The following is a 24699-nucleotide window of genomic DNA, read 5'->3' on the forward strand; positions in this document are numbered from 1 at the left end:
CCCCCAGTTTTATATCAAAATTTGTGGGCGCGCCAACCGGGCGTAAAAAAAAACCTCCTTCGTTGCATCTCCTGCGGGGGGCCGCGCTCCGCGCGCCCCCCGGCAGGAAAGGAGCACCTCCGATAATCCAGGCCACATGGCACTCATCACACTCCTCGACGCCCAACTCGCGTTCGGTCACGTCCCGCTGCTAGATCATGCGGACTTTTCTCTTCTTGAATCCGAACGCATCGGCCTGATCGGCCGCAATGGTGCGGGCAAGTCTTCCCTGCTCAAGATCTTGGGCGGCCTGGAAAAGACCGACGACGGCACGCTGCAGATGCAGCAGAACCTCCGGGTTGCCTACGTCGCCCAGGAGCCTCAACTGGATATGGACGCGGATGTATTCACCGCAGCCAGCCAGGGCCTGGGGCCTGTCATTGCGATACGGGATCTCTATCTCTCCGGTGCGGATGGCCTGGACCTCGACGCTCTCCAGTCCCAGATAGAAGCGTTCGACGCCTGGAACTGGGAGCAGCGCGTAGAAGAAACGCTGCATCGTCTGCATCTGGACCGCAATGCCCGTATCGGCTCTCTCTCCGGCGGTACGCGCAAGCGTGTTGCCTTGGCTCAGGCCCTGGTAGCCGCGCCGGATGTCCTTCTATTAGATGAGCCCACCAACCACCTGGACCTGGACTCCATCGAATGGCTCGAGCAGTTACTGATCGATTTCAAGGGAAGCGTGGTTACGGTGACCCATGACCGCAGCTTTCTGAACCGCGTCGCCACCCGCATCGTGGAACTGGATCGGGGCAAGCTGGGTTCCTACCCCGGCAATTTCGAGCAGTACCTCCTGCAGAAGGAGGAACAACTCGCCCAGGAAGCCATCATCAGCGCCAAGGCCGACAAGCTGCTGGCACAAGAGGAGATCTGGATCCGCAAGGGGGTTGAAGCCCGCCGCACCCGCAGCCAAAGCCGCATCAGCCGGCTCGAGGCCCTGCGGGCAAGCCGCGCCGCGCGACGGGAAGTCCAGGGCAGCGTCAACATGGACGTGGCGTCCGGACAATCGAGCGGCAAGATCGTGGCCGAGCTCACCGAAGCAACCAAATCCTTCGGCGAGAAGACGGTGATCCGCAACTTCACCGGCACCATCCTGCGCGGAGACAAGGTCGGCCTGCTGGGCCCCAACGGCGCCGGCAAGACCACACTGCTCAAGCTCATCCTGGGCGAGCTTGAGCCCGACAGCGGCAAGATCCGCCGCGGCACCAACCTGCAGGTGGCGTACTTCGACCAGATGCGCGACAAGCTCGACCTCGACGCCACGCTGGAAGACTTCATCAGCCCAGGCAGCGAGTGGATCGAGATCGGCAACCAGCGCAAGCACGTCAAAAGCTACCTGTCCGACTTTCTCTTCTCCCCTGCGCGCGCCAACTCCCCTGTGCGCTCGCTCAGTGGCGGCGAGCGCAACCGGCTGCTGCTGGCCCGCCTGTTCGCACGCCCGGCCAACGTACTGGTGCTCGACGAACCGACCAACGACCTGGACATCGACACCCTCGAGCTGCTGGAAGGCCTGCTGCAGGACTACGACGGCACCGTGTTCCTGGTCAGCCATGACCGCACCTTCCTCGACAACGTGGTGACCAGCACGATCGCCTTCGAAGGCGACGGCCGCTGGCGCGAGTACGAAGGCAGCGTGCAAGACTGGCTGATCCAGTCGAAGCGCGCCCGCGAGATTGCCGAACAGCGGCAAGCCGCCAGCCCTCCGCCGCCGGCCCCAGCTCCCGCCGCGGCACCGGCTTCAGCCGAACCGGCCACCGCACGCTCCACAGCCCCGCGCAAAAAGCTCAGCTACAAGGAGCAGCGCGAACTCGAAGCGCTCCCCGCGCAGATCGAAGCCCTCGAAGCCGAGCAGAAGCGCATCAGCGAAATGCTCGAACTCGACGGCGGCGCGATTTATGCCACGGACGCCTCGCGCGCCGCCGAACTGAGCCAGCGCCACGCCCAGATCGACGACGAGTTGCTGGCCGCCCTGGAACGCCAGGAAGAACTGTCCGCCGGTCGCTAGTTCGTTAGTTCTACATAGAACTGTCACGCCGTCCCACGCCGGGACGGCGCCGACTGAGCTATATATGCGGCTCCAAATTCCCGGAAAGCCGCATGTCTTCCATCTTCGCGTTCTTCGGCCGGTCCGTCGTGCTCCTGGCCATCGTGCTGCAAGGCGCCTGCGCGCAACTGCCGGAGCATGTCGACCGGCCAGTATCCAACGCGCTTCCCTCGCCGAGCGGCACCGCCCTGGAAGCCCTGGTCCAGCAGCGGCGAAAGGCCGACGCGGCGCGCTTCGAGTCGGGCTTCCTGCTGCTTGGCGGCCCTCCCGCCGCTTACGGTAGCCGGCTCGCGCTGATCGAAGGCGCGCAGAAGACGCTCGACCTGCAGTACTACGCCATCCATGCCGACGCCAGCACCGGCCGGCTGTTGCGCGGCATCCGGTCGGCCGCCCAGCGCGGCGTGCGCGTGCGCATCCTGCTCGACGATTTCCATAGCACCGGCCGGGATGCGCTGGTGCTGGGCCTGGCCTTCGTGCCCAACATCGAAATGCGGCTGTTCAACCCGCTCGCGGGCGCGCGCGGCTCGTCATTCGCACGCCTTCTCAATTCGGTCGGCGATGCTTCCCGCATCCAGCAGCGAATGCACAACAAGCTTTTTCTTGCCGACAACGTGCTCGGCGTGACCGGCGGCCGCAACCTGGGCGACGCCTATTTCGGCAATGCGCTGAAGGGCAACTTCATCGACGTCGACATTCTGGCGGCCGGCCCCATCGTGCAAGACCTGTCGCGCAGCTTCGACAGCTACTGGAACAACGAACGCGCCTACCCCGTGCAATCGCTGGTCAAGCGCGAAGAATTGGAAGCCATCCGCGAGCGCGCGGCGCAGGCTGACCGCGAGCTGGCCGACGAATCGGCCCGCGCGCAGAACCCACCGCCGACAACCACCGACGGCGAACCGAAACCCGGCGCGGCGCCCACGCCCGTGCAACTCGCCCGCGCCTGGGACGAGAAGCCGCTTGATCTGAAGACCGCCCGTTTCGTCTGGGCGCCCGCGGTCATGCTTGCCGATCAGCCCGGAAAGATTCCGGCCGACAGGGGCCCCGAACAGACAAAGGCGCCCGGCCTGGTGGTGAGCCAGCCTGGCGACGCGGCCGGCTCCTCGCGGCGCGCGGCATCGCTCCAGGCCAGCTCCGACATTGCCGCGGGCAGCGACACGGTCGTCGAAGGTCTGCTGCAGCTGATTGGCCAAGCGCGCAGCGACTTGCTCATCATCTCGCCCTATTTCGTGCCCGGCCCCGACATGAAGCAAGCCTTCGCGGCGGCCCGCGGACGCGGGGTTCGCATCCGGGTGCTGACCAATTCGCTAGCGTCGAACGATGCGCCGGTGGCGCATGTCGGCTACGCGCGCCATCGCGAAGACCTGCTCAAGCTCGGCGTCGAACTCTATGAACTGCGCAGCGAGCAGGCCAGCGTCAGCAACGCATTCGGTTCTTCCGGCAGCGGCAACCTGGGCGAGTCGCGCTCCATGCTGCACTCGAAGGTGCTGGTGATGGACGGCCGGCTGCTGGTGGTCGGATCGATGAATCTCGACTTGCGCTCGCAGTTGCAGAACACCGAAATCGCGTTGCTGGTGCGAAGTGCCGAGCTCTCCCGCGCAGCCTCCGAGCAGATCGAGCGCGGCATGCGCGAAGGCTCGTGGCGCGTCGAACTGAACGATGGTTCATTGCTCTGGCGGGCGCCCGAGGGCAGCGGGCTGAAGGACACATCCACCGAGCCCGACGCCAGCCTGACCCTGCGCCTGCTGCTCAGGCTCTTCGGTCCACTGGCGCCCGACCAGTTGCTGTAAGCGCTTCCCGCCGGCCGCCGGGCGGTCAGTGCTTGTGCTGGTGAGCCGGTGCCGCCGCATCGGCACCTTCGGGCGCGCCCACCGGCAGCTTCAGGTCGAGAGAGGTCTTCTGCCCCTTGGCATCTTCGAAGCGGAGCGTCACCGGAACGGTCGATCCCTTGGTCAACGGCTGCTTCAGGTCCATCATCATCACGTGGTAGCCGCCCGGCTTGAGTTCGACCGTCTGGCCCGCGGGAAGATCGAGGCCGCCCGGCAGCTCGCGCATCTTCATGGTGTCGCCTTCCATCTTCATCTCGTGCACCTCGGCCACGCCGGCCGCTGGCGTCGCAATGCCGACCAGCTTGGTGCCCGTGGGCGCGGTGAGCTTCATGAAAGCACCCGTGCCGCTCTGGCCCGGCACCGATTGGCGCACCCAGCCGTCGCGCACGTCGACCGTGGCCACGCCCTGCGCCACCACGTCGAGCTTGGCGGCGGGCGTCTTGAGCCCCGCGGTCGAGTTGCCTGTTGCGGGCACTTCGGCCCAGTCGATGCTGCCCACGTCGCAGGTCTGCAGCACCTTGAACCACAACGGTCCGGGCGTGCCGGGCACCTTGCCGCGCAGCACGAATTCGGCGCGTTCGCTGGCGGGCAGCGCGGTTTGCGCGCTTTCGGCAGTCCAGCGCACCTCGCCGTCGCCGGCGCTTCTCTGCACGTCGAGCTTCCAGCCCTTGCGCGCCTGCGCGTCGCTCAGGACGAATCCCTTGGGCAGGCGAACGGCCAGGCCCGTGGTGGCCTTGGCGCCTTCGCAGGCATGGCCCACGCGGAACGCCGCGTTGTAGTCGCTGCCGACGGTCGCTCCGCCTCGCGGCAGGGTGACGTGGGCAAAGCCCGTGGTCGCGCTGGCCAGCATGGCACATGCAGCAACGGTCTTGAGGATGATGCGCGGGTGGTTCATTGAGGGAACTCCTTGAAGAAATTGGAAAAAAGAAAATCAGAGGTCGAACTTGAGCTCGGCCACGAAGGTGCGTTGCGTATAGGGATGGAAAGCCCAGTACTTGTTGTTGTTCAGGTTGTCGATGCCCACGGCGGCGCTCCATTGCCGGTCGAAGCGGTAGCGAATGCGTGCGTCGACCACGAAGAACTTCGAAAAGCCCATGTACGCCGCGCCGTTTGTGTCGCTGTTATCGAGCGTGCTGTACTGCGTGCCGCTGTAGCGCGCGCCCACCGTGTAGCTCCATCTCGCGTCAGGCCGGTAGGTGGCGAGCAGCGTGGCACGCACCTTCGGCACGCGCGGCTGGTCGCGGCCCACGCTGGCGGCAAAACCGCTGTTGGCGGCAATCCTCGACCGCGTCAGCGTAAGGCTGCCGCCCAGGTCCAGCCCCTTGATGCCCACGTCCACCGCATTCAGTGCCACCTCCAGGCCGCGCGTGCGAATTGCATCGACGTTCTGCACCGTGCTCACCAGGTTGGTGAGCGCCTGGCTGTAGAGCGCATCTTTCGTGTTCTCGAAGAACAGCGAGGTGCGCAGCACGCCGTCGACGCCCCAGCCCTTCAGGTCGCGCTCGGCGCTGAGCTCGGTGGTCCACGAGCGCTCCGGCCGCAGATTCGGGTTGGTATTGACGATGCGGTTGCCTTCGATCGACCCCTGGTAGAGCTCGCTCACGGTCGGCATGCGCACCGCGCGGCCGGTCGAAGCCTTCAGCAACCAGTCTGGCGTGGCCTGCCAGGCAATGGCCGCCTTGGGCGAGTCGTAGCTGTTCTTGCGCGGCGCAAAGTCGAGCAGCCTCGTCGCATTGCCGAGCTGGCCGCCGTAGGCTTCCCATCGCTCATGGCGCAGGCCGAGCGTGGTCTTCCATTTCTCGGCAAAACGCCAGGTGTCCTGCACGTAGAGCGACTGCAATCGCGTGTTGCCGTTGAAGGCGGAAAACGGCGCCACCACCGGCCCACGGATCCAATCGAGCGTGTTGCCGACGCTGGTGCGCAGCCGCGCCGTGTCCTGCTGAAAGCCGAACTCGACCACATGGGCGCCCACGCCGTCGGCGGAGCCGGTGGGCCGCCAGGTGCCCGCGGCCTTGAATGTGTGCCAGCCGGAACCGCCCATGTCTGTGGTGCGCCCGGGGCCTCCGTTGAAGGCGCCCGGCAACGGCGTGGTCGGCGTGCGCGAGGTGTCGCTCGCATAGTCGAACAGGCTCGCGGCCACCTCCCAGTCGAACACACCGCCGGTGTGGCTCTTCACCGAAAGACCATGCATGTAGTGCGTGAGCGCGGTTTCCGTCGGCGCCAGCGCGGCGCTCGGCGCATCGAGGTTGTAGCTGCGCCCGCCTATGTTCACGCGCCCCGAATACACCGGCCGCCCGAGCGAATCGCGCAGGTAGGTGTCGACGCTGCCGTGCGTCGTGTTGTTCCACGCGCCAAGGGTGTAGGTCGCGCGAATCGTGGGCGAGAAGTCGTAGGCCACCTTCAGCTTGGCCTGCTCCTGCGTGGTGTCGTAGATGGTCGAGCCGCCCACCAGCCACCATGGCTGGTTCGACGGGTTCAGCCCCAGCACCGCGCCCGTCACCGGTATGCCCGCATTGCCCACCGTGCCGGCGCTCACCAGCCGGTTGCCGAACACCAGCGCCTGCCCTTTGCTATGGGTGCGCGACGCGCTGAGCCACCAGGACCAATTGCCGCTGCGGCTCCCCAGCGACAGGTCGAGCTGCTGCCCGGCCGGCGACGAGCGGCTGTTGTACAGGTCGAAATTCGAGGCAAAGCCGCTGAGCTTGACGTGCGCTTCGAGCCTGGTGGGCATGCGCGTCACGTAGTCGACCACGGCGCCGACCGAGTTGCCCGGGTAGGCGGCGGAGAAGGGCCCGTACAGCACGTCGACCCGCTCGATTTCTTCCGGCGACACCATGCCCCAGCGCGGCGCGTAGGTGGCGCCGTTGCCCAGCGGGTTCGACAGCATGATGCCGTCGGCGAACACCAGCGACCGAGCGCTGTTGCCCGTGCCGGAGGCGCGCGTGGCAAGCACCGCATGGTTGAAATCGCCGATGTAGCGCTTGCGCACCACAAGGCTGGGCAAATATTTGAGAGCGTCTTCGCTGTCGGTCGCATTGACCGTTTCGGATATCTGCTCGCTCGTCACACCTTCGATGGTGGGCGGGATCTGCGTCGGCAGCGAGGTCGGGCGGCCGTCACTGACCGTGACGGTGCCGAGGGTGCGCACGCTGGCGCCGCTCTCGGGCGGCTCGGGTGCTTCTTGCGCCCACAGGGGCGCGCCAAAGGGAAATGCCATGGCAATTGCCAGGGCCCGGGAATGCTTTTTCACTGGAAACCTGCTCCACGAACTTCAAGCCAGACAGGCCGCACGCACCTGTCGATCGGCGCATGCGGCTACGGTTTTGAAAGCTTCAGGAGAAGGTGGGCGGCCCGCGCGCCGGCAATGGCGCGGCGGTGGCCGCGGCAAGGCGCGCGGCGGGAATGGACTGGACCACGCGGCCCAGCGGCAAGGGAAGATCGAAACCGGCGGGGTCCGCCGAAGGAGGCGGTGCGCCGGTCAGCACGCACAGCGGGCAGTCCATGTGCGAGGCGCCCATTTCCTGCACGCCGTCTTCGGTGTGGACCACCACCTTGACCGAGCCGACGCTCGAGCACACCAGTTCCACGGCCTGTGGGTGCACGATGGGCGACGCCACCGCCACGCCGAGCGAAAGCACAAACCACAGCAGCACCCATCGGCCGACGAGGCCGAGGAAGCGGGGGTGGTTTCGCAGCAGGTGCATGGTGTGGCGATTATCGGCGCTGTTTGGCCTTCGTGGCCGGCACGCGTTGCGCGGGCTTGGCGCTGGGCTTGGAACCCTTGGCACTGCTGCTCTTGGCGCTGCTGCTCTTGGCAGTCTGGCTGCCGCGTGCGCCGCGGGCGTCACGGGTATTGCGGGCATTGCGAGCGCCCCTTGCATTCCGGCCCTCCGCCTTGGGCGGCGTCACAGCCGGTGCTGCCGGCACCGCGAGCGGCGGCTGCGCAGAAAGCGGCACCGCGGCAACCGTGAACCCCCGGGCCGCCAGCAGCGCAGGCAACCCTTGCGGGCCCACCATGTGCAGCGCACCCACGGCCGCAAACACGCGCCGCCCGCCCGCGTGCATGCGCTCGATGCCGTCCGCGAGCCCCGGATTGCGGTCGTCGAGCAGGCGCTTCATCAGCCGCCGTTCGGCCGGCGTGTTGACGCAGTTGCACCACTCGGGATAGCGGCCCAGCTTGTCCGCGTCGCCACGGGCCCAGACCTCGGCCAGCTCCTTCATCTGCGTGCGCAACTGGCCCGACTCCAGTTCGTCCAGCGCAGCATCGATCTGTTCCGCCTCTTCGGCTTCGGAATCTCCCGTGAGCATCTTCAATTGCGAGGCCGCGCTTTCCAGCGCGAACACCGGCTTGCTGTTGTTCCGCGCCGAGACGGCCAGCGTTTCGTCGACGCCGAATTCCGGGTACAGGCCATCGGCACGCGCCACCAGGCCCGCCAGCGCAGTGACCTGCAGGATGGGCTGCAGCCCCGACGTGGTTCCGGGCGGCACGCAGGCGGCTTCATTCTGGCGCGCCAGCCGCTGCGCACGCTGGCCGCTCAGCAGCCGCGCCACCAGGGCCGGATCCGCCGGCTGCGTCATGGCGCGCATGGTCGCCGGATCGCGCGCGTCGAGTTCCAGTGCGAGCGCGTCGCTTTGCTCCAGCGCCTTTTGAACTGTGGGGCCCGGCCGTACCCACTCGGCCCGGCCGAGATGAATGGTTCCGTAGAGCCAGGAGGTACGCCCGTCCCGGTCGGCGCGCCACAGCAGGCCCCGGTCGACCGCATTCCATTGGCCGACCGCAGAGCCCGGCTTGCCGAGGCTGGCAATGGCCGAAGGCGGGCAGGCGGCATGCGCCGCCACCGCGAGAAGGGAACAGGCACCCGCCAGCGCAAGGCGCGGCAGGCGGGCAAGAAACCACTGGCGCGCGGGCGCCTTCAAGTCGAAATTGCGCCCGGGCGCAAAGAGGGTCCGGAGTATCCGCAAGGCTTGCTCCACGATGAAAGAAAGTCCGGCATTCTCACAGCACCGCTGCCCATAATCCGGAACCATGCAGAGCATCTTCCATCTTGCCTTTCACGTTCGCGACCTCGACGCGGCCCGCCGCTTCTACGGAAACGTCCTCGGCTGTGCCGAAGGCCGCAGCACCGACACCTGGGTCGACTTCGACTTTTTCGGCCACCAGATCTCCCTGCATCTTGGCGAGCCCTTCGCCACCACGCGCACCGGCCGGGTCGGCAATGCCATGGTGCCCATGCCGCACTTCGGCATCGTGCTCGAATTGCCCGACTGGCAGGCGCTTGCAGAACGGCTCAAAGCCGCCAACACCGACTTTGTGCTGGAACCCCAGGTGCGTTTCGAGGGGCAGCCGGGCGAGCAATGGACCATGTTTTTCTGCGATCCCTTCGGCAACCCGATCGAGGTCAAGGGATTCCGTTCGCTCGCCGCGCTGTACGACAAATGATTCGCCGGCGCGGGGCCGCAACGGCGACCTTGTGGTTCTTCACGCTCTTCACTGCCGGCGGCGCGCATGCCGCGCTCGACTGTGAACTCAACGGACGCCGGGTGAACCCCTCCGACGGCAGCACGCTCCTCGGCGCGACAGGCCTCATGCGCTGCAAGGACCGCGCGACCGGCGAGCCCCAGCGCGAGCAGCAGGTGCAGAACGGCGCCTTCACCGGCCTGTCGCGCTTCTATGAAAAAGGCAAGCTCGCCAGGGAGCACATCCTCAATGCCGGTGGAAACATCCATGGCCTCGCCCGCGAGTACGGGCCCGAGGGGCAAGTCTTGCGCGAGGCCACGTACGACGACGGCCAGGAGCGCGGGCTGGTTCGCAGCTTCTATCCCGGTGGCCGGCTGCGCCGCGTCACTTTCTATCCCAGCACGGGAACCGACCGTGCCTTCGTCGAGTTCACCGAGCGCGGCCAGTTGTCCGCGCTGCGCTGCGGCGAAACGCCCATGCTTGCGCCCGTGGCCGACGACGCCCGGCTGTGCGGCTTCACCGGCGGGCCCTCGCAGGTCCAGCTGTTCGACGCGCGCGGCTTCCTGCGTTCACGGCTGTCGTACATGCTCGGCAAGCGCGTGCGGTCGCAGGACTTCTACGACAACGGCAAGCCCTCGGTGCAAGACGAGATCAACGGCAACCAGCGCACCGAGCGCCACTTCTCATCCGAAGGGGTGAAGCGCCGCGAAACGGCGTGGCTGCTGGTCGAGCGCAGCGCCGTGCGGCAACGCGAGCAGGAGTTTTCGGAAAAGGGTTCGCTGATCCGCGACCAGCGCTGGAACCCCGCGGGCGAGCCGGTGCGAGACGACAGCTACTACCTCCATGGCCAGCCCCGCAGCAAGTCTGCCTACAGCGGCTCCGGCGATGCGCGCGCGGTCGAGATCACCGAGTTCTACGAGAGCGGCCAGCGCGCTGCGCATGGGCGCTATCGGGTGGCGGGCCGCGGCCGGCAAGTGCCGGTCGGCAAGCACCAGCGCTTCAGCGAAAAAGGAACGCTGCTCGCCGAATCGAGCTTCGATGCCAGGGGCCGCGTGACGCGCGAGCGCAGCTGGGACGAAAACGGCGAGCTGCAACGCGACGAGCACGTGCTGGAAGACGGCTCCAGGAAATAGCCCGCCGGCTGCGAAGCGCGCGGCGAACTCAGTCCAGCTTGATGCCGGCCTGCTTGATGATCGGCCCCCAGCGCTTCGACTCGGCGCGCGCCAGCGCTTCGAACTGCGCGGGCGTGCCCGGCATGGCTTCCATGCCGAAATCATCGAAGCGCTTTTGTACCGCCGGCGTGCTGAACGCGCGGTTCAGCTCGCTGTTGAGCTTGGCCACCGCGGCGGGCGGAAGGCCGGCCGGGCCCAGCACGCCCTGGAACGCGAACACCTCGGTGTTGGGCACGCCCACTTCCGCCAGCGTCGGCACGTTGGGCAGCAGCTTGTTGCGCGCGCCGGAGCCAATGGCCAGCACGCGAACCTTGTTGCCCTGCATGATCGGCAGGCCCGAGGCCAGGTCCAGGAACATGCACGGCACCTGCCCGCCCATCACGTCGGCCATCGCCGGGGCGGCGCCACGGTATGGAATGTGCGTGATGAAGGTGCCGGTGCGAACCTTGAACATCTCCATGGCCAGGTGATGCGGCGACCCGTTGCCCGGCGAGGCGTAGTTGACCTTGCCCGGATTGGCCTTCACATACGCCAGGAACTCCTTGAAGTTCTTGGCCGGAAAGTCCGGGTGCACCACCAGCGCCAGCGGAAACTTGCCGATCGCGCCGACGTAGGTGAAGTCTTTTTCCGGATTGAACGGCAGCTTGCCGAACAGGTGCTCGTTGAAGGCCAGCACGGCGTTGTCGGCCGACATCACGGTGTAGCCGTCGGGCTTGCTCTTTGCGACCAGGTCGGCGCCGATGTTGGTCGAGGCGCCGGGCCGGTTGTCGATAACGATCTGCTGGCCCAGCGCCTGGCGCATGGCCTCGGCGAGCGTGCGCGCAATCACGTCGGTACCGCCGCCCGCGGGATAGGGCACCACCCACTTGATGAGTTGCGTGGGGTAGTCCTGCGCGCGGGCGAACGGGGTTGCGGCCATGGCGGCGCCCGAAGCGAGCGTGGCCAGAAGAGTGCGGCGGTCCATGTGGATCAGTCTCCGGTTTGTTGTGATTGGGTTGCGGACAGCGATGGTACGGGCAGCGCGTCCAGCGCGTCGGCCAATGCGCGGCGGCAGCGCGCCTCGTCGCCGACCTGCTCGAACAGCAGCAGCGCGAGCCGCGCGAGAAACAGCGATTCGCGTTCGGCGCCGGCTTCTGTGATGGCGCGCGCGCACTCCGCGTAGATGCGGTCCCGCGCGTCGGGGGCGAGCGATGTGGTCATGCGGCAATCTCCTTTAAAGCAGCGGCGGCACGGCTCAACGCGCCGGTCAGCGCGCCGCCCGGCAGGTTTTGCCAGCGCGCGGCCACATGGCCGTCGGGCCGCAGCAGATAGAAGGCGCCGTCGCTTGCGCCCAGCGCCTCGAACACCGCCGCGTCGGCATGTGCATCGGCGCCATCGACGCCGGCACCCGCGATGACGCGAACCGCGAACGGCAGATCGCCGCGCAGCGCCTGCGCCACCTCGTCTTCCGGCAGCAAGGCGGTACCGGCCCGCGGCCGCAGCACGAGCAATGTGAAGACCGGAGCGATCCAGTCGGTCAGGTGCCCCTGCTCAAGCTGCTGCTCGGCCATCACCTCCCCGGGCAACGGGCCTGCCGCCAGCACATCGCCTTCGCTGGAAAGCGCCGAAGCCGCATAGCGCACCGCCTGCGTCTGCCGCGGATTGATCAGTTGCGCAATGCCGCGATGCGCCTCCGACAGCGACAGCGCCGCTTCGCGCATCAGGTCGAAGCCGCGGGAAGGCGGCGACATGAATTCGGTGCTGCGCATGGCGTTCTCGGCATTGACGTGGAAGGCTTCGATTCGCTCCTGCGAATACGAGTCGAGCAGCGCCGCATCCGAGAGGCCGCGAGCCACGAACGCCAGCTTCCAGGCCAGGTTGTCGGCATCGTCGAAGCCCGAATTGAGGCCGCGCACACCGAAGATCGGCATCGCATGCGCCGCATTGCCGGCAAAGAGAACGCGGCCGTGCCGGTAGCTCTCGAGCGTCATCGCGCCCGCACGGTAGACCGAGGTCCACACCGTCTTCCACGGCAGGTGGCCTTCGCCAATGGCGTCCAGATGCCGCTGCACGAACTCGGCCACGGCCGCCGGCGTCAGCGCTTCTTCGGTGCTCTGGCCGGCACGCAACTGGTAGTCGATGCGCCAGATGTCATCGGGCTGGCGGTGCATCAGCACGGTCGAGCCCGGGTTCCACGGCGGATCGAACCACGCGCGGCGCTCGGTCGGATGCTCGCTGTGCAGTTCGATGTCGATGATGACGTAGCGCCCCTCGTAGCCCGTGCCCTCGAGCGAAAGCCCCAGCGACTTGCGCACGAAGCTCTGGCCGCCGTCGCAGGCCGCGAGCCACTGGCCCTGCAATCGGTAGGCGCATTCGGGGTTGCGCACGTCGAGCGTCACGCCGTTTTCATCCTGCGCAATGCCGACGAGTTCGGTGCCCCAGCGGATGTCGATGAGTCCCGGCGTCGCCTCGTTGCGGCGAAAGATTTCTTCCAGCAGATAGTGCTCGGCGTAGTACTGCTCGAGGTTGATCATTGGCGGCAGCTTCTGCCGCTCGTCGTGCGGCATCTCGAAGCGAAACACCTCGGCCGTCTTGTAGAAGCTGCGCCCGCCGGTCCACGGCAGGCCCTTGGCCAGGAACGCCGGCAGCACGCCGAGCCGCTCCATGATCTCCAGGCTGCGGCGCGAGATGCAGGCCGCGCGGCTGCCCACGCACACCGTGTCGTCGGCCTCGAGCACCACGCAGCGCACGCCGTGGTTCGCGAGCCCCAGCGCCAGCGCCATGCCGACCGGCCCGCCGCCCGCAATCACCACCGGATGGCGACCCGGCTCCAGGCCGCCCTGCTCCAGCGGCGGCGTCCACGGTTTGTAGCGCGTGTAGTGAAAGGCACCGACCGAAGGTGGCAGCCCGGTCGCGCTGGGCATCGGCGGCACGGGGCCGCTTGCGGCATCGGCGGCAATGGCGCCGGAGGCGGGAGCGGGCGCCTCGGCCGCAATGGTGGGGTTCGTCATGCAGCGGGATTGTCCCGATGCGGGGCCACGTCCGTTGTCATAACTTTGTACGACGTATTTACCCTGAGTCTGGTCTGCTCCCATGAGACGCTGGCGCATTCAACCCGCTGCCGACACCGCGCTGTCGGCGGCCATCGTCCGCGACGTGCTGGCGGGCATCGGCACGCCGCATCTCGCAGCCAACTGCCTCTCGGCCATGCACCGGGTGATGCCGGTGACCTTCTGCACCGTGTTCGCGGTCGATGCCACCGGCCGCATCGAGGCCGTGTCGGCGGCCAGCAGCTACGGCACCACGGCCGAACGCACCGCCGAGGGCTATGTGGCGCAGCGCTTCGACCTGCTCGACCCCAACATGACCTGGCTCGCGAAGCGCAAGCTGCCCAAGCGCGCGCAGCTGTGGCTGGGCCACCAGCGCGCCGAGGAGGTGGCCGACCCCGCCTACCGCGCCGCCTGCTACGGCGACGTGGGCATTCGCGAACGTGCGTCGGTGCTGCTGCTGACGCCCACCGGCCAGCGCGTGGCGGTGAGCTTCTACCGGAGCCTGGCGCAGCCTGAATTCGACGAGCGCGACTTCGCGGCAATCGAGAGCCACGCCACCCTGCTGGCCGAGGCCACGATGGCCCATGGCCGCAGCACGGTGGCGGCAGGGGGCACGGTGGCGCCCTCCCTGGCCTCGCGCCTGCTGACCTTGAGCCTGCGGGAGCGCGAAGTCATCGGCCACCTGATGGCGGGCAGCACCGCCAAGCAGACGGCGCGCGAGATCGGCATCGAGCTGACGACGGTGCGCACCCATCAATACCGGGCGTTCCGGCGGCTGGGCATACGGACTCAGAAAGAGCTGCTGCGCGCCGCGGCCCCAAAAGTTCTTGAAGCCTAGTCTTCAGCCGTATCGGCGGACTGGTCGGCCTGGGAATTGACCAGCGACACCGGCGCCACCTTCGGCCGCCCCGCCACCGACACCACCTCCTGGTCGATCACGCCGAACAGCGAGCGGCCATCGAGCCCCTTCATCTCGATGCGGATCGTGTCGCCGAACTTCATGAACTCGGTCACGGGCTCGCCGCCCTGGATGGTTTCGATGCAGCGCTTCTCGGCAATGCACGAGTAGCCCTTGGGCCAGTCCATGCGGCCGTTCTTTTCCACGCCCTTGTTGCTCACCGTGCCACTGCCGACGATGCTGCCGGCGCGCACATTGCGGGTCTTGGCAATGTGGGCGATGAGCTGGCCGAAGTGAAAAGTCATCTCCGGCCCGGCGTCGCACATGCCGACCTTGCGGCCGTTCCAGCTGCTTTGCAGCGTCAGGTGCACCCGGCCGTTCTGCCAGGCCTCGCCGATCTCGTCGAGCGTCACGGCCACGGGGCTGAAGGCGGTGGCGGGCTTGCTCTGGAAGAAGCCGAAGCCCTTGGCCAGCTCGGCCGGAATCAGGTTGCGCAGGCTCACGTCGTTGGCCAGCATCACCAGCCGGATGCCGTCGAGCGCCTGGTCGGGCGTGGCGCCCATCTTCACGTCGCCGGTAATCACCGCGATCTCGGCCTCGAAGTCGATGCCCATGGCTTCGTTCGGCACCACGATGTCGTCGGTCGGGCCGAGAAAGTCGTCGCTGCCGCCCTGGTACATCAGCGGGTCTTGATAGAAGCTTTCAGGCACTTCGGCGTTCCGCGCCTTGCGCACCAGCTCGACGTGGTTCAGGTACGCCGAGCCGTCGGCCCACTGGTAGGCGCGCGGCAGCGGCGCCATGCACATCGAGGGATCGAACGGAAAGGAATGGCGCGCGCGGCCGTTGTTGACCGCGTCGTACAGGTCCTGCAGCTGCGGGCTCATGAAGCCCCAGTCGTCCAGCACCTGCTGCAGCCGGCTGGCAATGCCGGTGGCGTAGTGGGCGAGCGTGAGGTCGCGCGAGACGACGACGAGCTGGCCGTCGCGGGAGCCGTCCTTCAGGGTGGCGAGTTTCATGGTGGCAATTGCGTGATGAAGGACACGGGGCGAACACGAGGGCCGGCGCCGCGCCCACTAAACTGGGTGAACGGGCGGCAGTGTACCGAGGTGCTCCTTGTGAACCTCGACGCCCGCGCTCACTCCACACCTCATGCCGACGCTTGCCGCCTCCCCGTTTTCGTCCCTTGCGCCCCCGGCACGCCCGTCGTGGCGGGCGCTCGCCGGGCTGACGCTGGCGGTGGGGCTGGTTCACGTTCTGCTGCTGGGGCTGGCGCCCACGGCCATCGGCCCGGATCCCTCGCCTCTTGCGAACAAGTTCACCACCCGGACGATCGTGATCGCGCCGCCCGCACCGGAAAAGCCGGCGGCGCCCGCTGCCGCGGCCGCCGCCCCGGCTGAAGCCAAGCCACCGCCGCCCGTCAAGCCGCGTCGGCCGCGCGAGCCTTCCGCGCCCAAGCCGCCGACGGCGCCCGAGCCCATGCCAGTCCCGGCACCCCAGGTTTTCGAAGAGCCTCCGCCGGAAACGCGTTCTCTCACGGCGCAAACCGCTATCGATTCAGGAGCAGCCGCTCCTGAGCCGCCGGCAAGCGCTCCGGCAAGTGCTGCGCTGGGCGGCGCGGGCAGCACAAGCAACGCCGGCATCGGGGACGGAGGAGCCGGAGGCGCCGCGAGCGCAACGGCCGGCAATGTCGTCGGCCCGGAGGCGCTGCGCATTCCCGGCTCGGTCAAGCTCGCCTTCGCGGTCACCGGCCAGCAGGGCTCATCGCCAATGCAAGGCGTTTTCGGCGACTTGGCCTGGCTGCAGGACGGCAGCAGCTACGACGCGCGGCTTTCTCTCAAATTCCTGTTCAGGACAATCCGCAGCCAGCACAGCACCGGCAAGATCGGCCCCACCGGCATCGAGCCGGACCGCTTTTCGGAGGCCCGCAAGGGCGAGGTGGCTTCGCACTTCCTGCGCGACCAGGGCCAGGTGATGTTCAGCAACAACGCGCCCAGCGTGCCCCTGCTGCCCGGCGCGCAAGACCGGCTCAGCGTGGTGATGCAGCTCGGCGGCATGCTGGCGGGAGACCCGGGGCGCTACCCGGCCGGCAGCCGCATTTCCATCCAGACCGTCGGCCCGCGCGATGCCGGCGTCTGGGTCTTCAACATCGAAGGCGAAGAGCAGATGACCGTGCCTGCCGGCGACTTTGCAGTGCGCAAGCTCACGCGCAGCCCCCGGCGCGAATTCGACGACAAGATCGAAATCTGGCTGGCGCCGGCCCTTGGCTACCTGCCGGTGCGGATGAAACAGACACAGGCCAACGGCGATTTTGCCGACATGCAGTTGCGCGAATCCCTTCCGGCGGGGCCCTCGAACTAGCGCGAAAGTGGAGGAAACAAGCATAGGAATTAATGCGTTTTCTCTACAAAAAGACAACCGAGCTTGAAACTGGCGCGTTGATTGCTATCTAACCCCCATGAACGCCATCGACATCCTCACAGGCCCCGCAATGAACATGCTCTATGACTCAGAGTCCTTCGTCGTCGTGCACGTGCAGCCGAACGAAAGCGACACACCCGCCCAGCCCAATGTGCCGGTCCTGGAACGCCACGGCTTCGAGATCGTCGACAAGCGCTCGGGCAAAGAGGTCTACCTCGACGGCTCGTGGGCCGAACTGTTCCAGCAGCAAATTGCCGCCTGGCAGCTCAATACGCCCACCCAGGAAGAGGTCGAGGACACGCTCGAAGGCTATGCCGAGCTGGCTCACACGCCGGTGCTGGTGCACTGAGCCCGCCCGCCCCGGATAAAAAAGCGCCTTTCGAGGCGCTTTTTTTGTGCTCACTCAGCCGTGGCCGCTCATTTCCGACCGTAGATCCACCGGTACATCGGCCCCACCAGCAGCAGCACCGCCACCAGCCGGCACACCTGAAACGCCGTGACCACCGGCACCCCCAGCTGCAAGACCTTGGCGGTGATCGACATTTCGGCAATGCCGCCCGGCGAAGTGCCCAGGATCATCGTGGCGGGGTGCAGCCCCGTCGCCCGGGCCAGCAGCCATGCGGCGCCTGCGCACACCACCAGCATGACGACCGTGCCCAGCGCCACCGAACCCAGCCAGCGCGGCGCCGTGTACAAGAACTCGCGGCTGAAGCGCACGCCCAGGCTCACGGCAATCACCAGCTGCGCGGTGTTCGACATCCAGGTGGGCACGGCCGACAGCGCCTGACCTGCGATGGTGAACCCCATGGCAACCACCAGCGGGCCCATGAACCAGGGGTTGGTGCGGCCCAGCGCACGCATCGCAAGGCCGCCGATGCCGGTGGCCAGCGCAAGCAGCAGGAGCCCGCTCGCATTCACCTCGCGTACCATGGGCGGGTTGATTTCGAGCCCATGCAAGCCGCTCCACTGCATGGCGAACGGAATGGTGATGGTCACCACCACCAGGCGCAGGCTGTGCGCGGCCGCCACCAGATCGGTACGCGCGCCGGCCGATTCGGACAGCAGCGTCATCTCCGACGCGCCGCCGATGGCGCCGGCGAAGTAAGTTGTCGCTCTCATCGATTTCGCCGGTACATGCGGCATTCGCTTGGCGTGCAGCCCATGCAACCAACGCCCGAAGCCCCAGCCGAGCAGCAAGGCCCAGGCAATGGCGAGCGCAATGGCCCACCAGACGCCGGCCACCAGCGCCACCACCTGCGGCGTGAAGTAGAGCCCGAGCGCGGTGCCGATGGTCCATTGCCCGGCGTTGCGCAGCGGCGTGTAGCTGGCGGTGGGTGCGCCGGCAATCGATGCCAGCGACACCGCGAGCAGCGGGCCGATCATCCATGGCAGGGGCGTGTGCAGAGCGAGGCAGACTTCCGCCGCGGCGAGTGCAAGCAACAGCGTGGCCAGCACGCGAACCGGAAAGCGAAGGGACACCACAGGAAAAAAGCGAAATTGGACGGCAAGGCGTGCGGGCGCCAACGCATAGTATGGCGCGATGCAATCCCAACCCTTCCCCGCGCGGGCTCCCCGATTCCTGGTCCCCCTGCTCGCCGCCGTCGTGCTGGCAGGGTGCTCCGCCTTTTCGCCCGGCCCTGATGCGCCCATGGCAAAGCGCGCCGCGGCGCTGCTGCCGGCGGACGCGCTCATCCTGGGCGAGCAGCACGATGCGGCCGAGCACCACGCCATCGAGCGGGAAACCGTCGAGGCGCTGGCGAGCCAGGGCAAGCTGGCCGCACTGCTGCTCGAAATGGCCGAGGAAGGCAACAGCACCGCGCGCCTCGACCGCACGGCCACCGAAGCGCAGGTGCAAGCCGCCCTCGGCTGGAACGACAAGGCCTGGCCCTGGCGAAGCTATGGTCCGGCGGTGATGGCCGCCGTGCGCGCCGGCGTGCCCGTCATCGGCGCCAACATGCCGCGCGCGCGAATGAAGAACGCCATGGCCGACGTCTCGCTCGACGTGCAGCTCAACGGCGAGGCCTACACCGCGCAGCAGGACGCCGTGCGCGAGGGTCACTGCAAGCTGCTGCCCGAAGCCCAGATCGTGCCCATGACGCGCATCCAGGTCGGGCGCGACCGCGCCATGGCGCAAGCCATCGTCAAGGCCCGGCAGCCGGGCAAGACGGTGCTGCTGATCAGCGGCGCGGGGCACGCCACCAAGGTGCTGGGCGTGCCGCAGCACTTGCCGACCGATGTTTCGGTCAAGACGGTGCGGCTGCAGGCCGGCGGCGATTCACCCGAATCGGATGAAGACAACAAGGGCGCCTACGACGCCGTGTGGCGCACGCTCGCCCTGCCGCCCAAAGACTACTGCGCGGGCATGCGGGCACCCGCGTAGCCTGGGCGCCCGGCGGCTCAGGCGAATTTCTTGATCGAATCCGCCAGCGCATTGACCAGCGTGTCGATGTGCTGCTTTTCCACGATGTAGGGCGGCGCAATCACCAGCACGTCGCCCGCGGGCCGCACCAGCGCGCCCTTGTGGAAGCAGTCCAAAAAGATGTCGTAGGCGCGCTTGCCCGGCGTGCCCGCAATCGGCGCAAGCTCCACCGCCGCGGCAAGGCCGAGGCTGCGGATGCCGATCACGTTCGGCAGGCCCTTGAATGCGCTGTGGAACGCATCGCCCAGCACCTTGCCCATTTCGCCGGCGCGCGCAAACAGGTTTTCTTCCCTGAACAGGTCGAGCGTGGCAATGGCCGCGGCGCAGGCCACCGGGTGGCCCGAGTAGGTGTAGCCGTGGAAGAACTCGACCACGTGCTCGGGCGCGTCGGTCTTCATCATCGCGTCGTAGAGCTTGTCGCGGCAGATCACGCCGCCGAGCGGAATGACGCCGTTGGTCACGCACTTGGCAAAATTGAGCATGTCGGGCACCACGCCGAAATAGTCCGACGCGAAGTTGGTGCCCATACGTCCGAAGCCGGTAATGACCTCGTCGAAGATCAGCAGGATGCCGTGCTTGTCGCAGATTTCGCGCAGGCGCTTCAGGTAGCCCTGGGGCGGCAGGTACCAGCCTGCCGAACCGGCCACCGGCTCCACGATGATCGCGGCGATGTTGCTCGGGTCGTGCAGCGGAAGAATGCGGGTTTCCAGCTCGACCAGCGGGTCTTCGGCCCACACCGGCTCTTCATTGTGGATGTAGGCGTGGTTCACCGGATCGTGAATGAAGCGCATGTGGTCCACGCGCGGCAAGAAGGCCGAGCCGAACACCTTGCGGTTGCCCGGAATGCCGCCCACCGACATGCCGCCGAAGCCCACGCCGTGGTAGCCCTTCTCGCGGCCGATGAACACGTTGCGGTGCCCCTCGCCGCGCGCGCGGTGATAGGCCAGCGCCACCTTCATCGAGGTGTCGGCCGCCTCCGAGCCCGAATTGCAGAACAGCACCTTGTTCAGATCGCCCGGCGCCAGCGAGGCGATCATCTCCGCCGCCTTGAAAGCCTTGTCGTTGCTGACCTGGAAAGCGGTGGCGTAGTCGAGCGTGTCGAGCTGCTTCTTGATCGCCTCGTTGATCGGCTTGCGGTTGTGGCCCGCGCCCACGCACCACAGCGACGAGATGCCGTCGATCACCTTCTTGCCGTCGTGCGTGGTGAACGTCATGCCGTCGGCCGCCACGAAGACGCGCGGGTCTTTCTGGAAGTGGCGGTTGGGCGTGAAGGGCAACCACTGGTTGCCCATGTTGAAGTCCTGGTAGGCCATGCGTGCGTCCTTCTTGGTCTCGGTGGATGCTGGCCGCCCTTGCGGGGGCCGCCCGTGGCATTCTTGCACTTTTGCCACGGACCCGCCTCATGGCCTGGCTCTGCCGGCGCTCAGCCCCCGATCACCATTGGTAGCCCGCCTGCAGCCTGCCGCCGAGCTGCGCGCTGTTGCCCGCCGCCGCGCTCAGGCCCGCGCCCACGCTCCAGCGCTCGTCGAGCTGATAGGCAAAGGCCACGCCCAGCGCCGACTGCCCTGCGTAGTGCCCCACCGCCGCGCCCAGCCATTTGCGTCCGGGCGCGAGCATGGGGATCGACGGCATCGCCATGGCCTGCGCCACGCCGCGCGCGGCAAAGTCGCGCGCCTGGCCGTAAGACACGGCCACCGCGCGCTCCATCTGCGCAAGGTTGACCGCATCGCTGGCCGCCACGCCGGGTGCGACGTTGGTGACCTGCCGCTGGTAGCCCGTGGCCGCGTTGCCCACGCTCACGCTGTCGGGCCGGTCGGCCACCGATCCCTGGCCCAGCGCCACCGCATTGCTCGCGCTGGCCGTGCTGCCGTCGCCCAGCGCCATGGCCCCGGCCGCAAGCGCCTTGGCGTTGCGGCCCACGGCAAGCGCACCGTTGCCGGTGGCCTGCGAGCCGTTGCCGATCGCCGCCGCACCCGCGCCCTCCGCACGTGCAGCCGCCTGGCCCTGCACCGAGCATTGCAGGGCGCCGCCATTGACGGTGCAGACACCCAACTGGCCATTGACCATGGCCCGTATCTGCACCGCCTGCTGCTCGATCTGCTGTGTGTTTTGCGTGATCTGCTGGGTGTGCTGCGTGATCTGTTGCGCGTGCTCTGCGATCTGTTCGGTGTGCTGCGTGATCTGCTGCGTGTTCTGGGTCACCTGCGTCGTGATCTGCTGCACCTGGGTGCCCTGCTGGCTCGCCAGGTTCAGCGCCTGCTCGGCCGTGCTCCTTACCGCATAGAGCTGGCTTCCGTTGACCGCATCGGTCGAGGTCGCTGTTACGGCGCCGGCGGTAACGCCGCTGATGCGCCCAGCGTTGGTAATACCGCCGCCCAGGTTGTCGATGCTGCCGGAGGTCAGCCGCCCCGCCACCGAAGCATTGCCGTTCACGGAAAGACCGCCGGCGTCGACGTGGCCCGCCGCGCTGATGCCGTCGATGTTGATCAGGCTGCGGCGGTCCGTCGTGCTGCCGAACGAAACGACGTTCTCGCGCCCGCCGTCCGTGCTGCCAGCGCCGATGGCGACCGACCCCGCACCGCTCGAGCTGCTGCCCGTGCCCATTGCCACGCTGTTGAAACCCGATGCGAAGCTTGCCGTTCCGATGGCCAAGGCACCCATGTCGGTCGCCCTTGCGCTGGCGCCAAACGCCAGCGCAAAATCGCTCGTCGCGCGGGCTTCGCGGCCGAGCGCCATTGCGCTGCGTCCCGAGGCGGTAGCCATGTCGCCCAGCGCCGTGCTGCTGTCGCCGCTGGCCTCGCTTTCGCGTCCGAATGCGGCAGATCCGTCACCAGATGCCAGCGCGCGATAGCCCACTGCCGATGCCGCCTCGCCCGTGGCGTTGGCCACGTTGCCCACCGCGGTGGCCGAGCCGCTCGAGGCCACGGTGTTCGAACCTATGGCCGTGGCCGAGTTGGCAGTCGCACTGCTGTTCGAGCCCATTGCGGTGGCGCCGTTGCCGGTCGCGTTGCTGTTCGCGCCGACTGCCGCGGCCGAAACGCCCGCCGCAGTGCTGCCGCGCCCGAGTGCTGTCGCCTGGCCGCCGCTTGCGCTGCTGTCGCGCCCTAGAGCCGTGTTCGCGCTGCTCAGGTCGATGCCGGCCTGCGCGCCCGATCCGCCCGCCATGTTGCTCTGGCAGTCCTGCTGCACGATGTCGCGATGCGCGCTGAAGCCCGAGTACGCGCCCGGGTCGGTGCTGCTGTAGAGCGTGCCGCCGGGGCAGGTGTTGGGGTTGAGCACCTGCGCACCTGCCGGTGCAGCCGCCGCCGCGCAAAAGGCCAATGCAATGCCGGCCCCCAGCCGGCGCCTGCTTCGAAAGCGCATGGTTTCTTCTCCTCGGTCTTGTGTGTGTGAATGCCGCCCGTCCGAAGCCGGAATCGTCCTTCGCGCCTGACCCCGCCGCCTACCATGGGTTGTGGTAGCCTCCGCCGCCTCGCGATTCGACAAACCGTTCGATGCCGCCCAAGTCCCCGTTCTCACTCACCGATCCGGACTCCGCGGCACTGGGCCTGCTGCGCCTTGCGCGCACTACCGCCTGCGAGCGCTTTCCGCAGAAACTGCTCGAACGGCTCGTCGGGCTGATGGGCGCGGACCACGGCGCCATCAACATCTGGCATCCGCGCAGCTTCGTGGCCTCGGTCGGCGTCGGCTACGACCTGTCTGGAATGAGCGCCGACTGGTATGCCATCGGCGGCGCCGAGCTCGACTTCACCACCCCCGCCATGCACGCGCAGCCCCTGCGGGCGGTGTGCGTGAACGACGACGACCCCCGCTGGAAGAAGAGCCATCCGTCGTGGCGCAGCTTCCAGGCACGCTACGGCATTCACCATCAGCTGGGCGTGTCCATTCCGTTCGAAGGCAGCGAGACCTTCGCGCATTGCTACCTGAACCGCGGGCCCGCATCGCCGCGCTACGGCACAGCCGAGGTCGACGCGCTCACTGCGCTTGCGCCCGGCATCGGCGAGGCCCTGCTCATCAACCGCCTCTACGCCGGTGCGCACCAGGGCGTCGAAGACACCGGCAGCGGAGACCAGCCGCTGGCCGTGACCGACAACGAAGGCTGGATCCTCTTTCCCAATGGCGACTTCTGCCGCGCGTGGCCGCGGCTCGCCGCAATCGCGAAGGTGTCGGAACCGCGCCTGCCCAAGTCATGGCTGGAGGGCGAGCGCGGCGCAATCCGCAAGCTGCATGCGGCCGGATGGCAGTGCGAAGTCACACCCGCACATGGCGGGCTGCGTGTGGCGCTGCGCCGCAATGCGCCAGGCACCGGCGCCATGCTCACGCCGCGGCAAACCGAAATAAGCCGCCTCTATTGCGCCGGCTATTCGGGCAAGGACATTGCCACCCGCCTGTCCGTGTCGCCCGCCACCGTGCGCGTGCACTTGCGTGAAACCTATTCGAAGCTCGGCGTCACGAGCCGCAGCGCATTGCGCAGCGCCCTGAGGCTTTGAACGCAGCCGGCGCCGGGCCGCGGCGCGCGCTGCGACAATCGGGGCCTCATGAGTGCATACATCCTGACCCTTTCCTGCCCGGACCGCGTGGGCATCGTGCATGCCGTTTCGGGCTTTCTGCTCGAGCGCGGCGGCAACATCGAGGAAGCCGCCCAGTACAACGACCACGACACGGGCCTGTTCTTCATGCGCGTGCGCTTTGCCTGCAGCGACCACACTGAGGCGGCGCTGCGCGAACAGCTCGCCACCTTCGGCGCGGGCTTTGGCATGAACCTGCAGCTGCACGCCGCAGCCCAGCCGATGAAGACGGTGATCCTGGTCAGCAAGGAAGGCCACTGCCTGAACGACCTGCTGTTCCGCTGGAAGAGCGGGCTGCTCGCCATCGACGTGCGGGCCATCATCTCGAACCACCGCGACTTCTACCAGCTGGCCGCCAGCTACAACGTGCCGTTCCATCACATTCCCGTGACGGCCGCCACCAAGGCGCAGGGCGAAGCAAAGCAGTTGGAAATCATCGAGGCGGAGGGCGCCGAACTGGTGGTGCTCGCGCGCTACATGCAAATCTTGAGCAACGACCTGTGCAACAGCCTGGCCGGTCGCGCGATCAACATCCACCATTCGTTCCTGCCCAGCTTCAAGGGCGCCAAGCCCTACTACCAGGCACACGACCGCGGCGTGAAGCTGATCGGCGCCACCGCCCACTACGTGACGGCCGACCTCGACGAAGGCCCGATCATCGAGCAGGACGTGGCGCGCGCCGACCACACCGATACGGTCGAAGACCTCACGGCCCGCGGCCGCGACACCGAAAGCCAGGTGCTGGCCCGCGCGGTGAAGTGGCACAGCGAACACCGCGTGCTGTTGAACGGGCACCGCACCGTCGTATTCCGCTGACGCGTGCCCGCC

At 67.5% G+C, this 24699-nt stretch carries 21 protein-coding genes; 10 read left to right on the forward strand and 11 right to left on the reverse strand.

The genetic code is table 11. From position 1 onward, the window contains the following. Window positions 1-136: 136 nt before the first annotated feature. Window positions 137-2044, forward strand: coding sequence for an ATP-binding cassette domain-containing protein (locus tag V9L20_RS26160; RefSeq protein ID WP_337298775.1), 1908 nt, complete (start codon window positions 137-139; stop codon window positions 2042-2044). 92 nt (window positions 2045-2136) lie between these two features. After that, the gene (locus V9L20_RS26165) at window positions 2137-3870 is read left to right on the forward strand and encodes a phospholipase D family protein (protein ID WP_337298776.1); all 1734 of its coding nucleotides are present in this window, start codon (window positions 2137-2139) and stop codon (window positions 3868-3870) included. 25 nt (window positions 3871-3895) lie between these two features. Here V9L20_RS26165 and V9L20_RS26170 read toward each other — a convergent pair whose 3' ends face one another. The 4 genes from V9L20_RS26170 to V9L20_RS26185 form a co-directional block, all read right to left on the reverse strand. Then, complete coding sequence (locus tag V9L20_RS26170; RefSeq protein ID WP_337298777.1) at window positions 3896-4804, reverse strand: copper chaperone PCu(A)C; 909 nt, start codon at window positions 4802-4804, stop codon at window positions 3896-3898. A 36-nt stretch (window positions 4805-4840) separates the two neighbouring features. Further along, window positions 4841-7126, reverse strand: a complete 2286-nt coding sequence (locus V9L20_RS26175; protein ID WP_337298778.1) for a TonB-dependent receptor — start codon at window positions 7124-7126, stop codon at window positions 4841-4843. A 115-nt stretch (window positions 7127-7241) separates the two neighbouring features. After that, entirely contained in the window at window positions 7242-7613 is a 372-nt protein-coding gene (locus V9L20_RS26180) for a DUF2946 family protein (protein WP_258502548.1), read from the reverse strand. 10 nt (window positions 7614-7623) lie between these two features. Beyond that, window positions 7624-8871 carry a TraB/GumN family protein gene (locus V9L20_RS26185; RefSeq protein WP_337298779.1) on the reverse strand — a complete coding sequence of 416 codons (1248 nt, stop codon included), beginning with the start codon at window positions 8869-8871 and terminating at the stop codon, window positions 7624-7626. A 64-nt stretch (window positions 8872-8935) separates the two neighbouring features. On the opposite strand from V9L20_RS26185, the gene V9L20_RS26190 reads away from it, so the two are divergent. Both V9L20_RS26190 and V9L20_RS26195 read left to right on the forward strand, forming a co-directional pair. Then, a complete protein-coding gene (locus V9L20_RS26190) occupies window positions 8936-9349 on the forward strand; it encodes a VOC family protein (protein ID WP_258502550.1) in 414 nt (137 codons plus the stop codon). Next, a complete protein-coding gene (locus V9L20_RS26195) occupies window positions 9346-10500 on the forward strand; it encodes a toxin-antitoxin system YwqK family antitoxin (RefSeq protein WP_337298780.1) in 1155 nt (384 codons plus the stop codon). The genes V9L20_RS26190 and V9L20_RS26195 overlap by 4 nt, the downstream gene beginning before the upstream one ends. A gap of 28 nt (window positions 10501-10528) precedes the next feature. Here the strand turns inward: V9L20_RS26195 and V9L20_RS26200 are convergent, their stop codons facing one another. Genes V9L20_RS26200 through V9L20_RS26210 form a run of 3 tightly spaced genes read right to left on the reverse strand, consistent with a single transcriptional unit; the run spans window position 10529 to window position 13529 of the window. After that, the gene (locus V9L20_RS26200; RefSeq protein WP_337298781.1) at window positions 10529-11503 is read right to left on the reverse strand and encodes a Bug family tripartite tricarboxylate transporter substrate binding protein; all 975 of its coding nucleotides are present in this window, start codon (window positions 11501-11503) and stop codon (window positions 10529-10531) included. Between the two features lie 5 nt (window positions 11504-11508). After that, a complete protein-coding gene (locus tag V9L20_RS26205) occupies window positions 11509-11739 on the reverse strand; it encodes a hypothetical protein (RefSeq protein WP_337298782.1) in 231 nt (76 codons plus the stop codon). Beyond that, the gene (locus V9L20_RS26210) at window positions 11736-13529 is read right to left on the reverse strand and encodes an FAD-dependent monooxygenase (RefSeq protein ID WP_337298783.1); all 1794 of its coding nucleotides are present in this window, start codon (window positions 13527-13529) and stop codon (window positions 11736-11738) included. The genes V9L20_RS26205 and V9L20_RS26210 overlap by 4 nt, the downstream gene beginning before the upstream one ends. A gap of 82 nt (window positions 13530-13611) precedes the next feature. On the opposite strand from V9L20_RS26210, the gene V9L20_RS26215 reads away from it, so the two are divergent. Beyond that, window positions 13612-14406 carry a helix-turn-helix transcriptional regulator gene (locus tag V9L20_RS26215; RefSeq protein WP_337298784.1) on the forward strand — a complete coding sequence of 265 codons (795 nt, stop codon included), beginning with the start codon at window positions 13612-13614 and terminating at the stop codon, window positions 14404-14406. On the opposite strand, the gene V9L20_RS26220 is transcribed toward V9L20_RS26215, so the two are convergent. Then, window positions 14403-15482 carry a fumarylacetoacetate hydrolase family protein gene (locus V9L20_RS26220; RefSeq protein ID WP_337298785.1) on the reverse strand — a complete coding sequence of 360 codons (1080 nt, stop codon included), beginning with the start codon at window positions 15480-15482 and terminating at the stop codon, window positions 14403-14405. The two genes, V9L20_RS26215 and V9L20_RS26220, sit on opposite strands and share 4 nt — an antisense overlap. A gap of 133 nt (window positions 15483-15615) precedes the next feature. Here V9L20_RS26220 and V9L20_RS26225 point away from each other — a divergent pair, with 133 nt between their 5' ends. Continuing rightward, a complete protein-coding gene (locus V9L20_RS26225; protein ID WP_337298786.1) occupies window positions 15616-16824 on the forward strand; it encodes a DUF3108 domain-containing protein in 1209 nt (402 codons plus the stop codon). 97 nt (window positions 16825-16921) lie between these two features. Continuing rightward, window positions 16922-17233 (forward strand): BTH_I0359 family protein, encoded by a 312-nt coding sequence (locus tag V9L20_RS26230; protein WP_093017097.1) that lies wholly within the window; start codon window positions 16922-16924, stop codon window positions 17231-17233. A 68-nt stretch (window positions 17234-17301) separates the two neighbouring features. Here V9L20_RS26230 and V9L20_RS26235 read toward each other — a convergent pair whose 3' ends face one another. Further along, the gene (locus V9L20_RS26235) at window positions 17302-18363 is read right to left on the reverse strand and encodes an AbrB family transcriptional regulator (protein ID WP_337298787.1); all 1062 of its coding nucleotides are present in this window, start codon (window positions 18361-18363) and stop codon (window positions 17302-17304) included. Window positions 18364-18424: 61 nt separating this feature from the next. On the opposite strand from V9L20_RS26235, the gene V9L20_RS26240 reads away from it, so the two are divergent. Further along, on the forward strand, window positions 18425-19264 hold the full coding sequence (locus V9L20_RS26240; RefSeq protein WP_337298788.1) for a ChaN family lipoprotein: 840 nt from the start codon (window positions 18425-18427) through the stop codon (window positions 19262-19264). Between the two features lie 17 nt (window positions 19265-19281). On the opposite strand, the gene V9L20_RS26245 is transcribed toward V9L20_RS26240, so the two are convergent. Together V9L20_RS26245 and V9L20_RS26250 are read right to left on the reverse strand one after the other, a co-directional pair. Then, a complete protein-coding gene (locus tag V9L20_RS26245) occupies window positions 19282-20616 on the reverse strand; it encodes an aminotransferase class III-fold pyridoxal phosphate-dependent enzyme (RefSeq protein ID WP_337298797.1) in 1335 nt (444 codons plus the stop codon). Window positions 20617-20737: 121 nt separating this feature from the next. After that, a complete protein-coding gene (locus V9L20_RS26250; protein WP_337298789.1) occupies window positions 20738-22666 on the reverse strand; it encodes a YadA-like family protein in 1929 nt (642 codons plus the stop codon). Between the two features lie 131 nt (window positions 22667-22797). On the opposite strand from V9L20_RS26250, the gene V9L20_RS26255 reads away from it, so the two are divergent. Together V9L20_RS26255 and purU are read left to right on the forward strand one after the other, a co-directional pair. Next, window positions 22798-23793 (forward strand): LuxR C-terminal-related transcriptional regulator, encoded by a 996-nt coding sequence (locus V9L20_RS26255; RefSeq protein WP_337298790.1) that lies wholly within the window; start codon window positions 22798-22800, stop codon window positions 23791-23793. 48 nt (window positions 23794-23841) lie between these two features. After that, on the forward strand, window positions 23842-24687 hold the full coding sequence (gene purU, locus V9L20_RS26260) for a formyltetrahydrofolate deformylase (protein WP_126748312.1): 846 nt from the start codon (window positions 23842-23844) through the stop codon (window positions 24685-24687). Window positions 24688-24699 lie beyond the last annotated feature (12 nt).

Source organism: Variovorax sp. CCNWLW225 (assembly GCF_037204045.1).
Lineage (GTDB): Bacteria > Pseudomonadota > Gammaproteobacteria > Burkholderiales > Burkholderiaceae_C > Variovorax.